Source organism: Phytohabitans maris (assembly GCF_031085175.1).
In the GTDB taxonomy this organism is placed as follows: domain Bacteria; phylum Actinomycetota; class Actinomycetes; order Mycobacteriales; family Micromonosporaceae; genus Phytohabitans; species Phytohabitans maris.
On sequence record NZ_JAVHUY010000015.1, the window covers coordinates 1 to 18109 of the forward strand.

22 protein-coding genes are annotated in these 18109 nt (G+C 72.7%); 13 read left to right on the forward strand and 9 right to left on the reverse strand.

The genetic code is table 11. The features are described from left to right. The 5 genes from RB614_RS17235 to RB614_RS17255 form a co-directional block, all read left to right on the forward strand. A partial coding sequence (locus tag RB614_RS17235; RefSeq protein WP_308713532.1) for an acetamidase/formamidase family protein occupies positions 1-343 on the forward strand: 343 nt, incomplete at its 5' end. A 23-nt stretch (positions 344-366) separates the two neighbouring features. Continuing rightward, positions 367-1101 (forward strand): creatininase family protein, encoded by a 735-nt coding sequence (locus RB614_RS17240; RefSeq protein WP_308713533.1) that lies wholly within the window; start codon positions 367-369, stop codon positions 1099-1101. Beyond that, positions 1098-2333, forward strand: a complete 1236-nt coding sequence (locus tag RB614_RS17245; protein ID WP_308713534.1) for an aminopeptidase — start codon at positions 1098-1100, stop codon at positions 2331-2333. Before RB614_RS17240 ends, RB614_RS17245 begins: the two co-directional genes overlap by 4 nt. Before the next feature lie 3 nt (positions 2334-2336). Further along, the gene (locus RB614_RS17250) at positions 2337-3395 is read left to right on the forward strand and encodes an NAD/NADP octopine/nopaline dehydrogenase family protein (RefSeq protein ID WP_308713535.1); all 1059 of its coding nucleotides are present in this window, start codon (positions 2337-2339) and stop codon (positions 3393-3395) included. Then, on the forward strand, positions 3395-4027 hold the full coding sequence (locus RB614_RS17255; protein WP_308713536.1) for a cysteine hydrolase family protein: 633 nt from the start codon (positions 3395-3397) through the stop codon (positions 4025-4027). The genes RB614_RS17250 and RB614_RS17255 overlap by 1 nt, the downstream gene beginning before the upstream one ends. Before the next feature lie 36 nt (positions 4028-4063). Here RB614_RS17255 and RB614_RS17260 read toward each other — a convergent pair whose 3' ends face one another. Together RB614_RS17260 and RB614_RS17265 are read right to left on the reverse strand one after the other, a co-directional pair. Next, the gene (locus tag RB614_RS17260) at positions 4064-4861 is read right to left on the reverse strand and encodes an SDR family NAD(P)-dependent oxidoreductase (protein ID WP_308713537.1); all 798 of its coding nucleotides are present in this window, start codon (positions 4859-4861) and stop codon (positions 4064-4066) included. A gap of 9 nt (positions 4862-4870) precedes the next feature. Beyond that, positions 4871-6502: an FAD-binding protein gene (locus tag RB614_RS17265; RefSeq protein WP_308713538.1), complete on the reverse strand. Its 1632-nt coding sequence runs from the start codon at positions 6500-6502 to the stop codon at positions 4871-4873. Between the two features lie 49 nt (positions 6503-6551). On the opposite strand from RB614_RS17265, the gene RB614_RS17270 reads away from it, so the two are divergent. Then, positions 6552-7115: a TetR/AcrR family transcriptional regulator gene (locus RB614_RS17270; RefSeq protein WP_308713539.1), complete on the forward strand. Its 564-nt coding sequence runs from the start codon at positions 6552-6554 to the stop codon at positions 7113-7115. A gap of 27 nt (positions 7116-7142) precedes the next feature. Here the strand turns inward: RB614_RS17270 and RB614_RS17275 are convergent, their stop codons facing one another. Together RB614_RS17275 and RB614_RS17280 are read right to left on the reverse strand one after the other, a co-directional pair. Beyond that, positions 7143-8381 (reverse strand): flavin-containing monooxygenase, encoded by a 1239-nt coding sequence (locus tag RB614_RS17275; protein ID WP_308713708.1) that lies wholly within the window; start codon positions 8379-8381, stop codon positions 7143-7145. Between the two features lie 10 nt (positions 8382-8391). Then, positions 8392-8946, reverse strand: a complete 555-nt coding sequence (locus RB614_RS17280; protein ID WP_308713540.1) for an OsmC family protein — start codon at positions 8944-8946, stop codon at positions 8392-8394. Between the two features lie 93 nt (positions 8947-9039). Between RB614_RS17280 and metX the strand changes: the two genes are divergently transcribed. The 3 genes from metX to RB614_RS17295 are packed head-to-tail and all read left to right on the forward strand — an operon-like array spanning position 9040 to position 12071. Further along, positions 9040-10227 (forward strand): homoserine O-acetyltransferase MetX, encoded by a 1188-nt coding sequence (gene metX / locus RB614_RS17285; RefSeq protein WP_308713541.1) that lies wholly within the window; start codon positions 9040-9042, stop codon positions 10225-10227. Between the two features lie 21 nt (positions 10228-10248). Continuing rightward, the gene (locus RB614_RS17290; protein ID WP_308713542.1) at positions 10249-11586 is read left to right on the forward strand and encodes an O-acetylhomoserine aminocarboxypropyltransferase/cysteine synthase family protein; all 1338 of its coding nucleotides are present in this window, start codon (positions 10249-10251) and stop codon (positions 11584-11586) included. Further along, complete coding sequence (locus RB614_RS17295) at positions 11583-12071, forward strand: CoA-binding protein (RefSeq protein ID WP_308713543.1); 489 nt, start codon at positions 11583-11585, stop codon at positions 12069-12071. Before RB614_RS17290 ends, RB614_RS17295 begins: the two co-directional genes overlap by 4 nt. 35 nt (positions 12072-12106) lie before the next feature. Here RB614_RS17295 and RB614_RS17300 read toward each other — a convergent pair whose 3' ends face one another. Then, positions 12107-12964 carry a universal stress protein gene (locus RB614_RS17300; protein WP_308713544.1) on the reverse strand — a complete coding sequence of 286 codons (858 nt, stop codon included), beginning with the start codon at positions 12962-12964 and terminating at the stop codon, positions 12107-12109. Positions 12965-13040: 76 nt separating this feature from the next. After that, on the reverse strand, positions 13041-13949 hold the full coding sequence (locus tag RB614_RS17305) for a serine protein kinase RIO (RefSeq protein ID WP_308713545.1): 909 nt from the start codon (positions 13947-13949) through the stop codon (positions 13041-13043). 190 nt (positions 13950-14139) lie between these two features. On the opposite strand from RB614_RS17305, the gene RB614_RS17310 reads away from it, so the two are divergent. The 3 genes from RB614_RS17310 (at position 14140) to RB614_RS17320 (ending at position 15804) form a co-directional block, all read left to right on the forward strand. Further along, entirely contained in the window at positions 14140-14931 is a 792-nt protein-coding gene (locus RB614_RS17310; protein WP_308713546.1) for a hypothetical protein, read from the forward strand. Positions 14932-15328: 397 nt separating this feature from the next. Further along, complete coding sequence (locus tag RB614_RS17315; protein ID WP_308713547.1) at positions 15329-15469, forward strand: hypothetical protein; 141 nt, start codon at positions 15329-15331, stop codon at positions 15467-15469. Beyond that, the gene (locus RB614_RS17320; protein ID WP_308713548.1) at positions 15466-15804 is read left to right on the forward strand and encodes a type II toxin-antitoxin system PemK/MazF family toxin; all 339 of its coding nucleotides are present in this window, start codon (positions 15466-15468) and stop codon (positions 15802-15804) included. The genes RB614_RS17315 and RB614_RS17320 overlap by 4 nt, the downstream gene beginning before the upstream one ends. 16 nt (positions 15805-15820) lie before the next feature. On the opposite strand, the gene RB614_RS17325 is transcribed toward RB614_RS17320, so the two are convergent. After that, complete coding sequence (locus RB614_RS17325) at positions 15821-16078, reverse strand: DUF3817 domain-containing protein (protein ID WP_308713549.1); 258 nt, start codon at positions 16076-16078, stop codon at positions 15821-15823. Positions 16079-16081: 3 nt separating this feature from the next. Further along, positions 16082-16546 (reverse strand): DUF2269 family protein, encoded by a 465-nt coding sequence (locus RB614_RS17330; RefSeq protein ID WP_308713550.1) that lies wholly within the window; start codon positions 16544-16546, stop codon positions 16082-16084. 197 nt (positions 16547-16743) lie between these two features. On the opposite strand from RB614_RS17330, the gene RB614_RS17335 reads away from it, so the two are divergent. After that, positions 16744-17715: a GlxA family transcriptional regulator gene (locus tag RB614_RS17335; protein WP_308713709.1), complete on the forward strand. Its 972-nt coding sequence runs from the start codon at positions 16744-16746 to the stop codon at positions 17713-17715. Positions 17716-17736: 21 nt separating this feature from the next. Here RB614_RS17335 and RB614_RS17340 read toward each other — a convergent pair whose 3' ends face one another. Then, entirely contained in the window at positions 17737-18030 is a 294-nt protein-coding gene (locus RB614_RS17340; RefSeq protein WP_308713710.1) for a DUF6458 family protein, read from the reverse strand. Between the last annotated feature and the right edge of the window lie 79 nt (positions 18031-18109).

An 18109-nucleotide genomic window follows, 5' to 3' on the forward strand; every position in this document is an offset into this window, starting at 1 on the left:
GGCTGCTCGGGCGGTGTTGCGGATCGGGTTGCGTAAGCGGGGGGAGTTGCCGGGGTTGCCGGGTGCGCCGATGTATCGGTTCCGGGAGCGGTCGACGCGGGAGTATGTGGCTACGACGGGGGTGCCGGTGACGGCGGGTGGGGAGAACCGGTTCATGGACGTCGGGCTCGCGGCGGCGAATGCGCTTGGTGAGTTGGTCGATCATCTGGTGGCGTATCGGGGGCTGAGCCGGGAGCAGGCGTACGTGCTGGTGAGTGTGGCGGCGGATCTGCATATCTCGTCGGTCGTCAACATTCCGAACGTTCTGGTGTCCGCGGCGCTGCCGCTGGACGTCTTCGAGTGATCCCGGGGGAGCCGCACTTGTTCATGGCACAGATGTCCGCGACGGCGATCGAGGCCGCGGTGGCCGGCGGCGCCCAGACCGCGGTGGTGGTGGCCGGCTCGGTCGAGCAGCACGGACCGCACCTGCCCTGCGACACCGACACCGTCTACGGCACCGAGCTGGCCCGCCGGCTGGCCACCCGGCTCGGCTCGGCGCTGGTCGCCCCGCTGATCGTGCCCGGCTGCTCGGACCACCACCTGGGCTTTGGCGGCACGTTCACGATCGGCCCGGAGCTGCTCGTCGCGCAGGCCGAGGCACACCTGCGCAGCCTGGGCCGGATGGGCTTCGCCACGGTGGTGCTCACCTCGTCGCACGGCGGAAACTTCGGGCCGCTCTACGAGGCCCTGCCCCACCTGCGCGCGGTCGCCGCCGAGTACGGCATGCGCCTGGTCGACGTGCTCAGCCTCGCCGACTTCGTCGCCGCGCTGCGCAAGGTGCCCGCCGAACGCGGCCTGGACCAAGGGATCCCGGCCGTGCAGGCGGACCTGATCGAGACCTCCATCATGCTGTACCTGCGGCCCGACCTGGTCCGGATGGACCTCGCCGAGGCCGGGCACATGAGGCCCTTCGACATCGACGAGCTGTTCGCCTCCGGGCTGAAGCCGCTCACCGCCAACGGCATCCTCGGCGACCCCCGCGGCGCCACCGCCGAGCTGGGCGAGGCGATCGTCGCCGCGCTGGAGGAGTACCTGGTCGCCGCTGTTGGGGAGAAGATGTGAAGCCAGGCGTGGAGATCCTGTTCGGCCAGCTGAGCGTGCAGGCCGGCGACACCGTCACCATCGTCACCGACGAGCGCATCGACCCGCGGGTCGGCGAGATGCTGTTCGCGCAGGCGCTCGCGCTCGGCGCGGACGCCGACCTGAGCCGGGTCCGGGCCCGGCACACCAACGGCGAGAACTTCGCCGCGCCGGTCGTCGCCGCGATCCGCGCCTCGGACATCGCCATCCTCGCCACCAGCTGGTCGGCCAGCCACTCCGCCGGGGTCATCGCGGCCACCGAGGCGGGCGTACGGGTGCTCTCCATGCCCGGGGTGAACTACGAGATGTTCGGCGCTGGCGCGATGACCGCCGACTACGGCGAGGTCGAGCGGCTGACCGTCCGATGGGGAGAGTTGTTCGCCCGGGGGCGGCAGGTCCGGGTCACCACCAAGGCCGGCACCGACCTGGTCGCCGACCTCGGCGGCCCGCGCCGGTCACCGTTTCTGGACACCGGGATGATGAGCGTCGCGGGCGGCCTGGGCAACATGCCGGCCGGCGAGGTGGCGTTCGCCCCGATCGAGGGGAGCTGCTCCGGCCGGATCGTCGCCGACATCATGCTCTCCACCAGCGCCGGCAACCTCAGGGAACCGGTCGAGATAGAAATCGTGGACGGTGCGGTGAGCGCGGTCCGCGGCGGCCCGGCCGGCGAGCAGTTCGAGCACGAGCTGGTCCGGCACGGGCCCTCCGCCCGGATGGTCGCCGAGATCGCGGTCGGCACCAACCCGGCCGCCCGCACCGTCGGCATCGTCATCGAGGACGAGAAGCAGCTCGGCACCGCGCACGTGGGTTTCGGCCACTCGGTCGGCATCGGCGGCGAAAACGCCAGCACCATCCACGCCGACGCCATCATGGCCGCCGCGACGGTGAGCATCGACGGGGTCGACCTGCTCCGCGACGGCGAGGTGGTCGAGCAGGCCCTGCAGCGGGAGAGCCTGGACTCGTTCCACCCCGCCGGCGGCTCGTTCACCCTCGCCCGGCTGGCCACCCGGGAGATGTCCGGCCGGCTGGAGGTGGCCTGGGTCGACGCCAGCGGCGAGGCTCGGTGGGCCCAGGTCGGCGACGACCACGCGGCGGCCGAGGCGTTGCTGGCGCTGCACACCGGGATGCTGAGCGCCGGCACCGGCACCCGCGACGCCCAGGTGCTGGGCCTGCTCGCCCATTACGGCGTCGTCGCGCCAGCGGCACGGGCCTGACCGATGGACCTCACGGTCATCGGCGCGGGCAACGGCGCGCTGGCCGCCGCGGGCCACGCCGCGCTGAACGGGCACCGGGTCCGCCTCTGGGACCGGTACCTCGACCCGGACAGCGCCCTTGTCCGCAGTGGACAGATCACATTGGCCGGTGCGGTCAGCGGCGTCGCCACCGTCGACGCCACCCGGCCCGCGCTCGGCGACGCCGTCGCCGGGGCCGACCTGGTCATGGTCGTCGTACCGGGCTTCGCCATCTCCTGGATCGCCGGCGCGCTGGCCCCGCACGTGCGGCCGGGCCAGTCGGTCCTGCTCCACCCCGGCGGCACCGGCGGCGCGCTGGAGGTCGCCCACATCTGGGGCGCCGCGGGAACGGGCGTGGTGCTCGGCGCCACCGACACGCTCGCGTACGCCTGCCGCGTCGACCGCGACGGCACCGTCGGGGTGCACGCGCTGAAGAAGCACCTCATGGTGTCCGCTGTGGACAGTGCCCGAACGGCCGCGCTGACCGGCCTCGTCCGCCAGCTCTACCCGCAGGCCGCCGCCGAACCGTCCATCTTGGACGTCCTGTTCGCCAACCTCAACCCGGTGATCCACCCGCCGATCACGCTGCTCAACGCCGGGCGCATCGAGGCCGGGCAGCACTTCCGGTTCTACGGCGACGGTGTCGGGCCCGGCGTGGCCGCCCTGATCCGGGCGCTGGACGCCGAACGGGTCGCGGTCGCTCGCGCGTACGGCTGCTCGGCGCTGGACCTCGACGCCTGGATCGAGCGGGCGTACCAGGTCCGCGACCGCGACCTCGTGCGGCTCTTCGCCGTCCTGGACCGGGACGTCTACCACGGGCTGGCCAGCCCGTCGGCGATCGAGTCCCGGTACCTGACCGAAGACCTGCCGTTCGGGTTGGCCTGCACCGCCGAGTTCGCCGCGGTGGCCGGCGTACCGGTGCCGGTGACCGATGCGGTGCTGCGCGTGGGGCGTACGCTCTGCGCCACACCGCCCGGCCGCACGCTGGCCGACATGGGGCTGGCCGGGCTCACGGCGGGTGAGATCAGCGCGATGGCGGCCTGATGCGCGGCGGATACCTGCCACCGGACGGCTTCGACCTGTCGGCCGCGGCCGTGCTCCTCGTCGACATGACCAACGACTTCGGCCACCCCGACGGCGCGTACGCCCGGCACGGCGCCTCCTGCGAACCGCTCACCGCGATCGTGCCCGCGGTCGCCCGCCTGACCACCGCGGCGCAGACCGCCGGCCGCCCGGTGGTGCTCTGCTCCCAGTACGTGCTGACCGGCGCCGACGGCCGCGCGGTGGCCGCCGCCGGGCTGGTCGCGGCCCGACCCTGGCTGCTGGAGGAGGGCCTGCGCCGGGACACCTGGGGCACCCGCCAACTCGCCGACCTGCCACCGGCGGACTTCGTGGTCGACAAGCCGCGCGCGTCCGGCTTCTTCGCCACCCCGCTCGACCTGCTGCTGCGCGACCTCGGTGTCAACACGGTGGTGGTGGTCGGCGGCTTCACCAACCAGTGCGTCGCCGCCACCGTCCGCGACGCGTGGGCGCTGGACTACACCGTGGTCCTCCCGCCGGACGGCTCGGCCTGCTTCGACCCGGCACTGCACGACGCGACCCTGGAGTCGCTGCGGCCGTTGACCGCCCAACCAACCGTGGCCACCCTCGTCGAAGCCTGGTCCACGCCGCGCTGAAGCCCGGTGGCCGGGCGGCGGGCTGAGCGCCGGGCGCTACCTCACGAGGTCCCGCATCTTCCGGGCGATCAGCGGGATCGCCCGTGCGGGCATGAGGCGGGAGAGGCGGTCGAGCATGCGGGCGTCCTTGCCGATCGTGACCCGCGGCGCCCCGGTGGCGACGGCGTCGACGATCCGCCGGGCGGCCTCCGCGGCGGAGGTGAGCTTGGCGGAGGCCTGGCTCGTCGCGCCGCCCGGCGCCCCGATCCCGGAGTTGCCCAGGATGTTCGTGGCGATGCCGCCGGGGAAGACGACGGTCACCTTGAGCGGGCCGTCCTGGTGCTCGGCGATGAGCCCTTCGGTGAAGAGCTTCACCGCCGCCTTGCTCGCGCCGTAGGCGCCCTGGCCCGGAAACGGGACCAGCGAACCCATCGACGCGACGTTGACCAGCGCCGCCGCCGGCCGCGCCACGAGCAGCGGCAGGAACGCCTTCGTGGTGTTGACCGTGCCCCAGAAGTTGACCGCCAGGACCCGTTCGATGTCGTCGAAGCCCAGGTCGGCGATGGGCTTGAAGGCGTGCACGATGCCGGCGACGTTGACCAGCCCGTCGACCCGGCCGTGGGTGGCGGTGACCGCCGTGGGCAGCGCCAGGACCGCTTCCCGGTCGGTGATGTCGACCGGGATGGCGGTCAGCCGGTCGCCCGCGCGGGCCAGAGCGGCCGTCCGCTCCAGGCCGGCCTCGCTGAGGTCGACCGCGGCGACCCGGGCGCCGCGGGCCAGCAGCGCCAGGGCGACCTCGCGGCCGATCCCGTTGCCGCCGCCGGTGACGACGAAGACGTTGTCCCTGATCTCCACGGGGTCCCCTTACCGGCGGCGCGCCATGTGACGCGCGGCGCGGAGCCCGAACACGACCGCCGGGCCGATCGTCGAGCCGGGACCGGGGTAGGTCCGGCCCATCACCGAGGCGGAGTTGTTGCCGGCCGAGTAGAGCCCCTCGATCACCGATCCGTCTTCGCGCAGCGCCCGCCCGTCGGCGTCGGTGAGCACACCGCCCTTGGTACCGAGGTCGCCGATGACGACCTTGACCGCGGTGAACGGTCCGTGCTCCAGCGGGCCGAGGTTGGGGTTGGGGTGGACCAGCGGGTCGCTGTAGTAGCGGTCGTACGCCGAGTTGCCGCGGCCGAAGTCACCGTCGACGCCGGCGCGGGCGAAGCGGTTGAACCGCTGCACGGTCGCGGTCAGCCGGGCCGGGTCGACGTCGATCAGCTTCGCCAGGTCCTGCAGCGTACCGGCCCTGAACAGCACGCCCTCGCGCCGCATCGCCTTCACCGCCCGGGGATCCATGGCGTAGCTGCGCAGGTACCGGCGGGCGTGCCGGCGGTCGGCGACCATCCAATAGGGACCGACCTTGTCGTGCGCGAGCATGTGGTGGCCGAGGTCGACGTACGACTCCGACTCGTTGGCGAACCGGTCGCCCTGGGCATCCACGATGATCGAGTACGGGAACGACCGCTCGCCGACGATGAACGACGGCTCGGACGCGCTCGTGGCCGCGACGGACGCGCCCCACCACGCGTCGTCCAGCAGCTCGGCGGCCGCGCCGTGGGACATGGCGATGTCGATCGGCTTGCCGAGGTTGCCCGGCGCGCCGGACGGGGAGCCGTCGATGCCGTGGTACTTGCGCCGCCACTGGCGGTTGTAGTCGAAGCCGCCGGCCGCGAGCATCACGCCGCGGTTCGCGCCGATCGTCAGCTGCCTGCCGCCGCGCGTGACGCGTACGCCGACCACCCGGCCGTCCGCGACCACCAGATCCTCCAGCGGCGACTCCAGCCACAGGTCGGCCTTGTGCCGGATCACCACGACATTCAGGAACGAGGCGGTCAGGCCGGCGCCGATGCCGGCGAGCTTCGCGCCCCGGGCCAGGCCGCCGGCGGCGCGGAAGACCAGGCGGGCACCCCGCCGGAAGCCGCTCGGCGTCGACCACGCCCGGCCCAGCAGCCACACGTCGCCGGTGAGGATCGGCATCGCCGAGGGAGCCTGCGACGACCGCCACCACGCGCCGATCTTGCGCAGGTCGAACGGCTTGTGCTCGATGCTGCGGCCGATCTTGCCGCCCGGCCGCTCGGGGTAGTAGTCGGCGTACTCCGGGGCGCGCAGGAACTCCATGCCGTACTTCTGGGCGGTCTCGACGAAGTCGGCGACGCCGTCGACGAACGCCTCCTTCCGCTCCCGGCTGGTCGAACGCCCCTCGTCGCCGACGGTGGCCTCCAGGTAGGTCAGCGCCTCGGCCCGGGAGTCTCCGACGCCGTCGCGGCGCATCAGCGGGTTGTTCGGCAGCCACATGCCGCCGCCGGACTTCGCGCTGTTGCCGCCCCACTTCGCCGTGCTCTCCAACATCACAACCGACAGGCCCTCGTCGATGGCGCCCAGCGCGGTGGCGAAACCGGCCGCACCGGTGCCCACGACGACGACGTCATAGGTCTTGTCGAAGGTCATCGGGAACCTCCTTCCAACCGGACAATATTGTCCGGTTACACTCCCCAGTGTGCCCGGCAACCCACGCAAGGTCAACCGCGGCCCGGCCGCGTCGGCCGACAACCGCCGCGCGATCCTGGCCGCCGCCCGCAAGGTCTTCGCCGAGCGCGGCTACCACGCGCCCCTGTCCGCCGTGGCGAAGGAGGCCGGCGTCGGCCAGGGGGTCCTCTACCGGCATTTCCCGACCCGGCTCGAGCTCGCCTTCGCGGTCTTCGACGAAGACTGGACGGAGTACGAGGCGCTCTCGGCCAGCCCGGATCCGGGCGCCTTCGGGCGCCTCTGGGCACTCATCGTCGACAAGACCATCGACGAGGCGGCGTTCGTGGAGATGGTCGTCGACGCCCGGCGCAACGCCACCGGGTACGACGGGGCGGAGCGCATGCGGGCGCTGCTCGGGCCGCCGCTGGCCCGGGCGCAGCAGGCGGGCCTGGTCGACCGCCGGCTCACGGTGGACGACGTCATGCTCGCCCAGCGCATGGCGTTCGGCATCGTCGTCACCGCGACCGACGGGACCGACCTGCGCCGCCAGGTGCGGCACGCGCTCGCCGTCGCCGGGCTGCTGCCGCCGGGCTGACCCGGCGAGGTCAACCCGCCCGGCGCGTCACCCGCGGGCGGCCAGGCGTCCGGCCAGGTGCGCGATCACCTCGCGGGCGTCGTCCTCGATGCCGTGGATGAACGTCGACCGGCGCCGCCGCAGCACGGGCAGCCCGAGGGCGTAGAGCCCGGGGCTGTCGACCGCGCCGCCGTCGTGGCGCAGGTGCCCCTTCGCGTCGACCACGGGCACGTCGAGCCACCGGTAGTCGGGGCGGAAGCCGGTCGCCCACACGATCGCGCGGATCTCGCCGCTCGCCAGGTCGAGCCGCAGCCGCGTCGAGTCGGGGACGCGGGTGGGCGCGAAACGCTCGGGCGGGTCGACCTCGGCGTCGCGCCCTTGCTCTTTGGCCCACTCGTCGAACGTGCCCAGCAGGCGGTCCATCTTGAGGTCGGCGAGCGAGAAGACGTTGCGCAGGCCGCCGGAGAAGAGGGCGCTGCCGTCCCGTACGGCCGCCCACCGGCCGACCAGTTCGACACCGGACGCGGTGAGCGCGTTGAGGTCGAGGGTGCTCCGCTCGGGCGTACCGACCAGCTGCGGCGAGGGCAGGCGCCGGGCCCGGGTGAGGTCGTCCACCTCGTCGTACCGCTGGTCCCACACCCCGGACGCGTCCATCCACCACAGGACGTCCCGGCCGCGGTAGGTGCGTGGCAGCCGCACGTGCTCGCCCACCGAGAGCAGCACCCGCCGCCCCGACCGCCGCAGTTCGGACGCGAGCTGTACGCCGGTCGCCGATGCCCCCACGACCAGGACGCCGCCGTCGGGGAGCTTGCCCGGGCTGTGGTAGTCGAACGGGGTCAGCTGCTCGACGGAGGCCGGCACCGCCTGGCTGATCGGCGGTACGGCCGGCAGGTTGCAGGCGCCGCTGGCGACGACCACCGTCCGGCAGCGGATCTCGCCGCGGCTCGTCGTCACGTGGTAGCCGCCGTCGACGGCGCGTACCGACGTGACGTTCGTGCCGGTCCGGACGGGCGCGCGCGAGACGGCGGCGAAGCGGTCGATCAGCTCGACCACCTCGCCGGCCGTCATGTACCCGTCCGGGTCCGGGCCGCTGTACCGGTGGCCGGGCAGCCGGCTCTGCCAGTTGGGCGTGAGCAGCCGCAGTGACTCCCAGCGCTCCCGGCGCCAGGAGTTCGCCACCTCGCCACGCTCCAGGACGACGTGGTCGATCGACCGTTCGGTGAGGAAGTGGCTGGCGGCCAGGCCCGCGTGGCCGGCCCCGACGACGACCGTGGTGGTGTGCTCGATGACGGTCTCCTCAGGCGGCGGCGACCTCGACGGTAACGTTCGTCGGGTTGGTGAGGGCGTCGAACACCGCGGAACGCTTCTGGGACTGGGCCACCAGCGCCTCGATGTCCTGCGGGGAGGCGTCCGCGTCGATCTTGAAGGTCACCTTGACGTCGTTGAAGCCGTTGCGGACGTCGCTGTCGACACCGAGGATGCCGCGGATGTCGTGCTGCCCCTCGACCGTCGACTCGACCGAGCGCAGCTGGATCCCGCGGTTCTGCGCGACGGACGCCACACCGGCCGTCAGGCAGCTCGCCAGCCCGACGAGCAGGTACTCGATGGGTGTGATGCCGTTGTCCTCCGCCGCGAAGACCTCCGGGTGGTCGGCGTCGAACACCGCCTCGGACTTGTGCGCCTGCTCCGCCCCGAGGCCGAAGAAGTTACGCACCGTCGTCGTGCTGTGCACGCCGTTCTGCCACTTCGCGGACGCCCGCCAGGTGAACTGAGCCGCCTCGGGCGCTCCCGCCAGCGCTTTCCGCGCGTCGAGCAGTGCCTGGACGTTGACTCCGTTGTCGACCGTGGTCATGTCTCGTGCCCCACCTTCACTGAGATCCCGGTAATACCTATTGGGGTGGTAGACAATAGCACCGGGGGCATGTGGTTGGCTACGATCATGCGCGTGAGGCCAGCGGCCGGCTCGGTCGGCAGTGTCGAGACCCACTACCTTGACCTGCCCAAACCGGTGCGGTTGGAGTGCGGGCGGGAGCTCGACCCGGTCCGCGTCGCCTACGAGACCTACGGCGTGCTGTCACCCGAAAGAGACAACGCGATCCTGGTCTGCCACGCGCTCAGCGGCGACGCCCACGCCGCGGGCCGCTCGGCGACGCCGACCGGGGAGAGCACGCGCGACGGGTTCGCCGCGGAAGACCGCGACGGCACCGCCGGAAAAGGGCTCGGCTGGTGGGACGGGATGATCGGCCCCGGCAAGGCGTTCGACACCGACCGCTACTTCGTCATCGCCACCAACCTGCTCGGCGGCTGCCGCGGGACCACCGGGCCGTCGTCGGTCGACCCGGCGACCGGCCGGCCGTACGGGTCGGACTTCCCGGTGATCACCGTGGCGGACATGGTGCGGACACAGCGCGCCTTCCTGGACGTACTCGGCATCGGGCGGCTCGCGGCGGTGGCCGGCGGGTCGCTCGGCGGGATGCAGGCGTTCGAGTGGGCGATCCGGTATCCCGACCAGGTCGACGCCGTCGTGGCGATCGCCAGCACGCACGCCCTCCACCCGCAGGGCGTCGCCTGGAACGCGATCGCCCGCGAGGCCATCATGCGCGACCCCGCCTGGCAGGGCGGCCACTACTACGGCACCGGCCGCGCACCGGACGGCGGCATGGGCGTGGGACGGATGGTCGGCCACATCACGTACCTGTCGGCGCCGGCGCTCGACGACAAGTTCGGCCGGCGGCTGCGGTTCGCCGACGACATCCGCTACACCGTCACCGAACCCGAGTTCGAGGTCGAGAGCTACCTGCGCCACCAGGCCGACTCGTTCGTGCGGCGCTTCGACGCCAACACCTACCTGTACCTGTCCCGCGCGCTGACCTACTTCGACCTGGCCCGCCAGTACGGCGGGGGAGCGCTCGCGCCGGCCCTGGAGGCGGTCAGGGCGCGGACGCTGCTGATCGCCTTCAGCTCCGACTGGCTTTACCCGCCGGCCGCGTCCCGGGAGATCGAGGAGGCGCTCCGCGCCCTCGGCAAGCCGGTCGAGCTCCACGTGATCGACGCGCCGTACGGCCACGACTGCTTCCTGCTCGAGGAAGCGCGCCAGACGCCCATCATCCGTCGTTTCCTGGCCGACGGCTGACGTCGAGGAAAGAGGCACTCCGTGAGCGACAAGCCACCGCGCGCCGAGGAAGACCGCGCGTTCGGATTCGAGACCAGGCAACTGCACGCCGGGCAACGCCCCGACCCGAACACGGGCGCGCGTGCCGTGCCGATCTTCCAGACCACCAGCTACGTCTTCGAGGACCCCGAGTCGGCGGCGGCGTACTTCAACCTCCAGGAGTACGGCAACACGTACTCGCGCATCATGAACCCGACCGTCGCCGTGTTCGAGGAGCGGGTGGCCAACCTCGAAGGCGGCTGCGGCGCGGTGGCGTTCGCCAGTGGCATCGCCGCGCAGGCCGCCGCGCTCTTCACGCTGCTGGAGCCGGGCGACCACGTCGTCTCCTCCACCGCGCTCTACGGCGGGACGGTCAACCAGCTCAAACACCTGCTGCGCAAGATGAACGTCGAGCTGACCTGGGTCGACCCCGACGACCCGGACGCGTGGCGGCGGGCGGTCCGCCCGAACACGAAGGCCTTCTTCGGCGAGACCATCGGCAACCCGGCCGGCAACGTGCTGGACATCGAGACCGTGGCGGGCATCGCGCACGAGCACGGGCTGCCGCTGGTCGTGGACAACACGTTCGCCACGCCGTACCTGTGCCGGCCGATCGAGTGGGGCGCCGACATCGTCGTCCACTCGGCGACCAAGTTCATCGGCGGCCACGGCACGAGCATCGGCGGGGTGGTCGTCGAGGCCGGCACGTTCGACTGGTCGAACGGGCGCTTTCCGGTCGTGGCCGACCCGTCGCCGGCCTACCACGGCCTGCGGTTCCACGAGACGTTCGGCACCTACGGGTACCTGATGAAGCTGCGCGCCGAGACGCTGCGCGACCTCGGCGCGGCGCTCTCGCCGTTCAACGCCTTCCTTTTCCTGCAAGGCCTGGAGACGCTGTCGCTGCGGATGCGGCGGCACGTCGAGAACGCGCTGGCGGTCGCCGCCTTCCTCGAGACGCATGAGCTGGCGGCGAACGTCACCTACCCCGGCCTGCCGGCGAGCCGCTACCGGCCGCTGGTGGAGAAGTACCTGCCGCGCGGGGCGGGCGCGGTCTTCTCGTTCGAGTGCGCCGGCGGCCGGGCCGGCGGGCAGGACCTCATCCGCGGCGTCACGCTCTGGTCCCACCTGGCGAACGTCGGCGACGCGAAGAGCCTGATCATCCACCCCGGCAGCACCACGCACCGCCAGCTCAGTGACGGCGAGCTGCGGGCGGCCGGCGTCGCGCCGGGGACGGTGCGCCTGTCGGTCGGCACCGAGTCCGTCGAGGACCTGATCTGGGACCTGGAACAGGGTTTCGCGAAGGTCGCCGCGACGACCGGAAACGAGGTGGCAACGGCATGACCACGACCGACCCGCACCGGTACCAGGACGTGGCGGCGATCCAGCGGGTGCTGCACACCGCCCGCACGATCGCGATCGTCGGCCTCTCCGCCAACGAGCTGCGCGCCAGCTACTTCGTCGGCTACTACCTCAAGCGGCACGGCTACCGGGTGATCCCGGTGAACCCGCGCGAGACGGCGATCCTCGGCGAGACCAGCTACCCCAGCCTGCACGACGTACCGGATCCGGTGGACCTCGTGAACGTCTTCCGCGCGCCGGACGCGCTGCCGGGGATCGCCCGGGACGCGGTCGCCATCCACGCCGCCGCGATCTGGTGCCAGTTCGGCGTGGTCAACGCCGAGGGCGGGCGGATCGCGGAGGAGGGCGGCCTGACCGTGGTGATGGACCGCTGCGTCAAGGTCGAGCACGCCCGCTACCTGGGCCGGATGCACTGGCTCGGCTTCAACACCCAGCGCATCACGTCCGTCCGCTCCGGCCTCCAGTAAAGGACGCGCGACGGCCCCGCGCGGGCGGACCGTCCTCAGGCCGGCGGCCGGACGACGGCCACGGGGCACTCGGCGTGGTGGAGCAGCGCGTGGCTGACCGACCCGAGCAGCAGGCCGGTGAAGCCGCCGTGCCCGCGGGAGCCGACGACGACGAGCTGGGCCCGCTTCGAGTGCTCGATCAGCGCCGCCGCGGTGTTGTCCTCGACCAGCTGCCGCTCGAGGTGCACGTCGGGGTGGTCGTCGCCGAGCCCGGCGACCGACTCGGCGAGCACCCGCTCCTGCTCGGCGGCGAGCCGGTCGGGGTCGTACAGCAGCGGGAGCATGTCGGCCGGACCGGTCGACATCGGTACCGCCCAGGCGTGCACGGCGACCACGTTGGTCTTGCGCCACGCCGCCTCCTCGACCGCGAACCGGATCGCGGCGGCCGAGGTCGGCGAGCCGTCCACCCCGACCACGACCGGGCCCTCGCCGCGCGGTGTGCCGCGGGCGACCACGACCGGGCTGGCCGCGTGCGCGGTGACCTGGGCGGCGACCGAACCGACCAGCAGGCTGGCGAAGCCGCCGCGGCCGCGATGGCCGAGGACCACCACGGCCGCCTCGCGGGAGTGCTGGACCAGGATCTCGGCCGGGGTGCCGGGCACGGCCTCGGACGTCACGGTCACCCGCGGGTCGAGGCCGTGCGCGTACGCCGCCGCCCGGTCGGCGAGCCGCTCCGCGTCGGCGCGCAGCCCCGCCTCCGGCGGCAGGTCGAGGGACGACCAGGCGAACACGTGCAGCACCCGCAGCGGGCGGTGCCGCTCGGCGGCCGTACGCACGGCCAGGTCGACCGCGGCCAGGCTCGCCTCGGAACCGTCCACGCCCACGACGACCGGGGTGCCGACAGTGGCTGCCATCCACGACCACCCCCCTTGTTTCGGCCCTCCAGCCCCAGGCTAGACCCCGGCGCGGGCGGCGGCAGCGCTTACCGGTTCAGGCGAGGCCGGCCTCCTTGCACAGCAGCGCCGGCAGCTCGTCGGGCGCGACCGCGCCGCCGGTCAGGTCGTGCCCGGTGAACCACCTGCCCACGTTCGAGGCGTCCCGCTCCAGGAAGTACGGCCCGCGGGGGTTGGCCACGACGTCGACGACCTGCGGCAGGTCGATCACGACCACCCGGCCGCGGTGGACCAGCAGGTTGTACGCGGACAGGTCGCCGTGGGCCAGCCCGAAGCGGGCCAGCGTCACGAGCATCTCCACGACCTGGTCCCAGAGCGGGACGAGGTCGGCCCCGCGGGTGCGAATCTCCGCCAGGCGGGGCGCCGCCGTACCGTCGGCATCGCCGATGAACTCCAGCAGGACCTCGGTGCCGAGGATCTGCACCGGATACGGCACCGGTACGCCGGCCTGGTGGAGCCGGCACAGCGCGGCGAACTCGGCGTCGGCCCACTGCGCGGCGATCATCTGCTGGCCGAACGCGGTGCGGTTGGCCATCGCCCGGTTGGTCCGGGACTCCTTGACCCGCCGCCCTTCCAGGTATCCGGCGTCCCGGTGGAAGAGCCGGTGCTCGGCGGCGCGGTACCGTTTCGCCGCGAGCAGGCAGGACTCGTCGGTACCCGGGATGCCGCGCCGCAGCAGGAAGACGTCGGCCTCCTTGCCGGTCTTCAGCACGCCCAGTTCGGTGTCGACCGCGGCGAGCGCGGTGACCAGCCAGTCGGGGTGCGGTCGTGGCCCGCGCTGCCCGGCCGTGGACTGGTCCCAAGTGGACCAGCGGTCACCCTCGGGCAGGCCGTCGACGGCGTCGTCGTCGGGCGGCCGAGGACGGGCGGGGCGGCGCTTTTCGTAGCGTGGTGCGTCGTCGTCAAAACGCCGTTTGCCACGGCGTCGCGGATCGAAGTCGCGCAAGGAAGGTGCTCCTCGGGAAGAAAGCGGTCAGGGCAGGCGGCATCGCGCCCACGACGGGCTTCGTCACTCGGCTCGCCTCCCTCCGCTCGACCGGCACACGGCCGGTTCCCGATCGACGCGGCACAGCTTCCCGCCTCCGTCCACCAGCCGCAACCGAATTAGCCGTCGACATCGCCGCTACCCTGCTGTGGTGGCGGTCGATCGTCCCCTTCCGCACGGCGGTATCGAGTTTGGTGACAACGGCATCCCGCCGATCTCGTGGCCGCACTGGTTCGTCGCGGCGGCCCTCGTCGCCCTGGCGTCCGGCTGCTTCTTCGGCTCGCTCATCGGGGGCGGCTCCGGCGCGGCGTACGGAGCCGGCCTGGGTGTGGTCCTCGCGGGTCTGACGCTCGCGATGCCGATCCGGATGCGGGACTACCGCCTTCCGGAGCCGGCGGCGTTGCGGGTGGCGCGTGACGGCCTGCACGTGTACGCGGTGGCGAAGCAGGGCCGGCGGGTGCGCACCTACGTGTATCTGCCGTGGCACACCGTCGGCGCACTCACGCTCATCGGCACCGCGCGGACCGGTCCGGTCCGGCCCGCTCTTCGCATCGTGCTGACGGACGCCGGACGGGAGGCCGTCGCGGCGGCCGGCTCCGCTGGCACGCTGACCGTGCCGGACGTCGGCACGGCGGATCTGATCGGGGCGGTGGCCGGGTACTCCGGCGGAAGGCACCGGGTCGACCTGCTGCACGAGGCGGCAGCGAGGGGCGCGCCCCGGTTCGAGGTCGTCTTGTACGGCTACGACATCGGGCAGGTCGACGCGTTGGTGCGGCGCGTCGAGGCGGCCATGTCGGCGAATGGCGTGGCGTCCCGCCCGGCGGTACGGGACGAGTTGGCCGCGGGCCCGGTGCTGCCCGAGGGACCGCGCGGCTACGACCGGACCCAGGTCGACGACTTCCTGCGGCGGGCGACACTGCGACTGGACCAGGACGCAGGATGAGGCGGAGTGTCCGCACGCATGCGTTGCTGGCCGCAGCGGTGCCCGCGGGAATGCATCCAAGAGAACGCTCCGCTGCGCTCCACGGGCGTTGCGAGGCGGCCGCCCTCGAACGATACTTGGCCGTATGACAGGTGTACGACGGAGCTCGCCGGAGACGCAAGGAGCACCCAAGAAGCGGGCCCAGCAGAATGCGCTACGTAAGGTGACGAGGGGGCAGAAGTCGGGCGCTCGCGTGCCCAAGAACGGCCCTGTCCGGGATCGGCGACGTGTGGATGCGCCTGCTGCCTCCCGTGTGGCGCAGGTACGCCTCCAGGCAGACGAGGCGGCCGAGCTCCGCGACGTCATGCGGCAGTTGGGTCTAGCCACGACCTCGGACGCTCTCCGTGAAGGCATACGCATGCTGGTGCGGGAGGCCAGAGAGATCGCCGCCGCCCAGGAGATCCGGGAGTACTACGGTGGCGAACAGGCACCGCTACCCGAAGGCGTCGTTGCCGCGACGCAAGGAGAATTGGCGGCGGCGGACGCCGAGCAGTGGTGACGGCTCGCCGGCAGCTCGCGCCGATGCGCGGGGAGGTCTGGGCCTGTGCGGTGCCGCAGGCGGGTCCCCACCCTGTAGTCGTTCTTACCGTCAACCGCATAGCCGAGCCGCTGTCGGCCGTCACCGTGGCGCTGGTGACAGGGTCGGCCGGGCCGAACACCACCCATGTGCGAATCGGACCGGAGGCCGGTGTCACCAAGTACGACGAGTCATATGTGAACTGCGCCAACGTGCACACCATTGACAAACCTAGGCTCCGCAGGCGGCTCGGCCGCCTGGCGATAGCCGAGATGCGAAGCGTCGAGTCCAGGATCCGCGAGATCCTCGGCCTGTAGGGCCGCGCGGGCTGGCTCAGGCCTTTCCGGCGCTGGTGAGTTGCCGCAGGACGAGGAGGCCGCCGATTCCCGGGACCGCGGCGAGCGCCCGCACGTGGGTGGCCCGGTGTAGGCGGGCGGTGAGGATGATGACGAACAGGTAGGCGCAGCCGTGGATCGGGCCGACCGCGGAGGAGATCTGCGGCCAGTGCACGGTCGCCAGGTTGGTCAGCAGCAGGGCCAGCGTGGCGAGTTCCGCGGCCGCCGCGATGCGGAGGGCTTGGCGTGGGCTCACGGCTCATGCCCCGGTGGTGGAGCCGGGCCGGACGATCATCAGGACGGTGACCGTGGCCCACAGCAGGTTGAAGATGCCGGTGTACATGGCCAGCCGCGCCGGCGCGCGTTCGTCCGCTCGCGCGGGCGGCGGTGCCGGGGTGAGGGTGCGTGCCTGGCGGGGGAGGATCACCAGCGCCAGGACGGCCGCGGCGGCGGTGGTCAGGGCGATCGAGGTGATCAGCCAAGCGTCGCCGAGCACGCCGAGGCTGGTGGCGGTGGCGAGCCCGAATACCGGTACCACGATCCCGACCGCGGCGTAGACGCGGCAGATCCGGTGCAGCGAGCGGAGCACGGCCAGGTCGCGGTCGGTGCCGGACGCGGCGCGGGCGCGGCGGGCCGCGGCGGGAAACATGCTGGCGGCGACGGTCACCGGCCCGATCGCGACGATGGCGGCGAGCACGTGTACCGAGAGCAGGAACTTCGTCATCGGCAAAGGCCCATCCCACTCGGTTCGTGTGCGAGCAACGCGGTCACGCCGACGCTAGCCAGGCCGGACAGGCGCCGGAAGTGGCTGGATTGCCATGCTGCGACGGATTCTCGCCAACGGCCATGACCAGCGAAGACAGCACCGCGCACGCGGTCGGCGGCGTTGGCGGTAACGGGCGGGCGGCGTACGTTGTCGCCATGCACACCGTGGCCGTGCTCGCCCTGGACAAGGTCGTCCCGTTCGACCTGTCCACCCCGATCGAGGTGTTCACCCGCACCCGGCTGCCCGACGGCCGCCCCGCCTACCGGGTCCGGGTCTGCGGCGCCGCCGCGGAGGTCGACGCCGGCGCGTTCACGCTGCGGCCGCCCTGGGGTCTGGACGCCCTCGCCAGCGCGGACACGATCATCCTCCCGGGCTGCACCGATCCCGCCGCCCCGATCCCCGGCGAGGTCCTCGACGCCCTGCGGGCGGCCGCCGCCGACGGCACCCGGATCGCCTCGATCTGCGCCGGCGCGTTCATCCTCGCCGCGACCGGGCTGCTCGACGGCCTGCGCGCGACCACCCACTGGCTCGCCGCCGACCTGCTGGTCGAGCGCCACCCGGCCGTCGTCGTCGACCCGGACGTCCTCTACGTGGACAACGGCCAGCTGCTCACCTCGGCGGGCGCGGCGGCCGGGCTCGACCTGTGCCTGCACCTGATCCGCCGCGACCACGGCTCCGCCGTCGCCGCCGACGCCGCCCGGCTCTCCGTCATGCCGCTGGAACGCGAAGGCGGGCAGGCCCAGTTCATCGTGCACGACCAGCCGCCCACCCCGCGCGGCTCGGTCCTCGAGCCCGTGCTGCGCTGGATGCGGGAGAACGCCGCCACGGACCTCACCCTCGGCGGAATCGCCGCCCAGGCCGGCATGAGCACCCGCACGCTCAACCGCCGCTTTCGCGAGCAGACCGGCACGACACCGTTGCAGTGGCTGCACCGCAACCGCGTTCGCCAGGCCCAGTACCTGCTGGAAGCCACCGACCACCCGGTCGAGCGGATCGCCGCCCAGGTCGGCTTCGGCTCACCCACCGCGTTTCGGGACCGCTTCAAGCGGGTCGTCGGCACCAGCCCGCACGCGTACCGGGCCGCCTTCCAGAAACCCACCACCGCCGGACCGAAACCCACGGCCTGAACGCGACTCACCCGTGGCGGATCACGTGCCGTCGGTCGGCGGTGAGGTCGCCGGCGGGTCGGCGGGCGAGGCCTTGGTGGGCCGCCCCGCGTCCGGCGGCGGGAGCGACACCCCGGGCGACGGGCGGCGCTGCCGCACGGCGGCGCGGCGCCGGCGGTCCTGCCAGTACCAGAGCGTGACCAGCAGGACCGCGCCGCCGGCGAGCATCACGATGACGCCGGTCGCCTCCAGGTCGATCCACCAGGGGTGGACCTCGACCGCGAACGCCAGTACGGCGCCGAGCGCGATCAGGAAGATTCCGCCGCTGATGCCCACCACCAGAGCATCCGCCGGCCCGGTCCCACGGGAACGGCGATTGGGTGAGTATCGCCTCGTTGTGGTGGTGCCGCGTAGC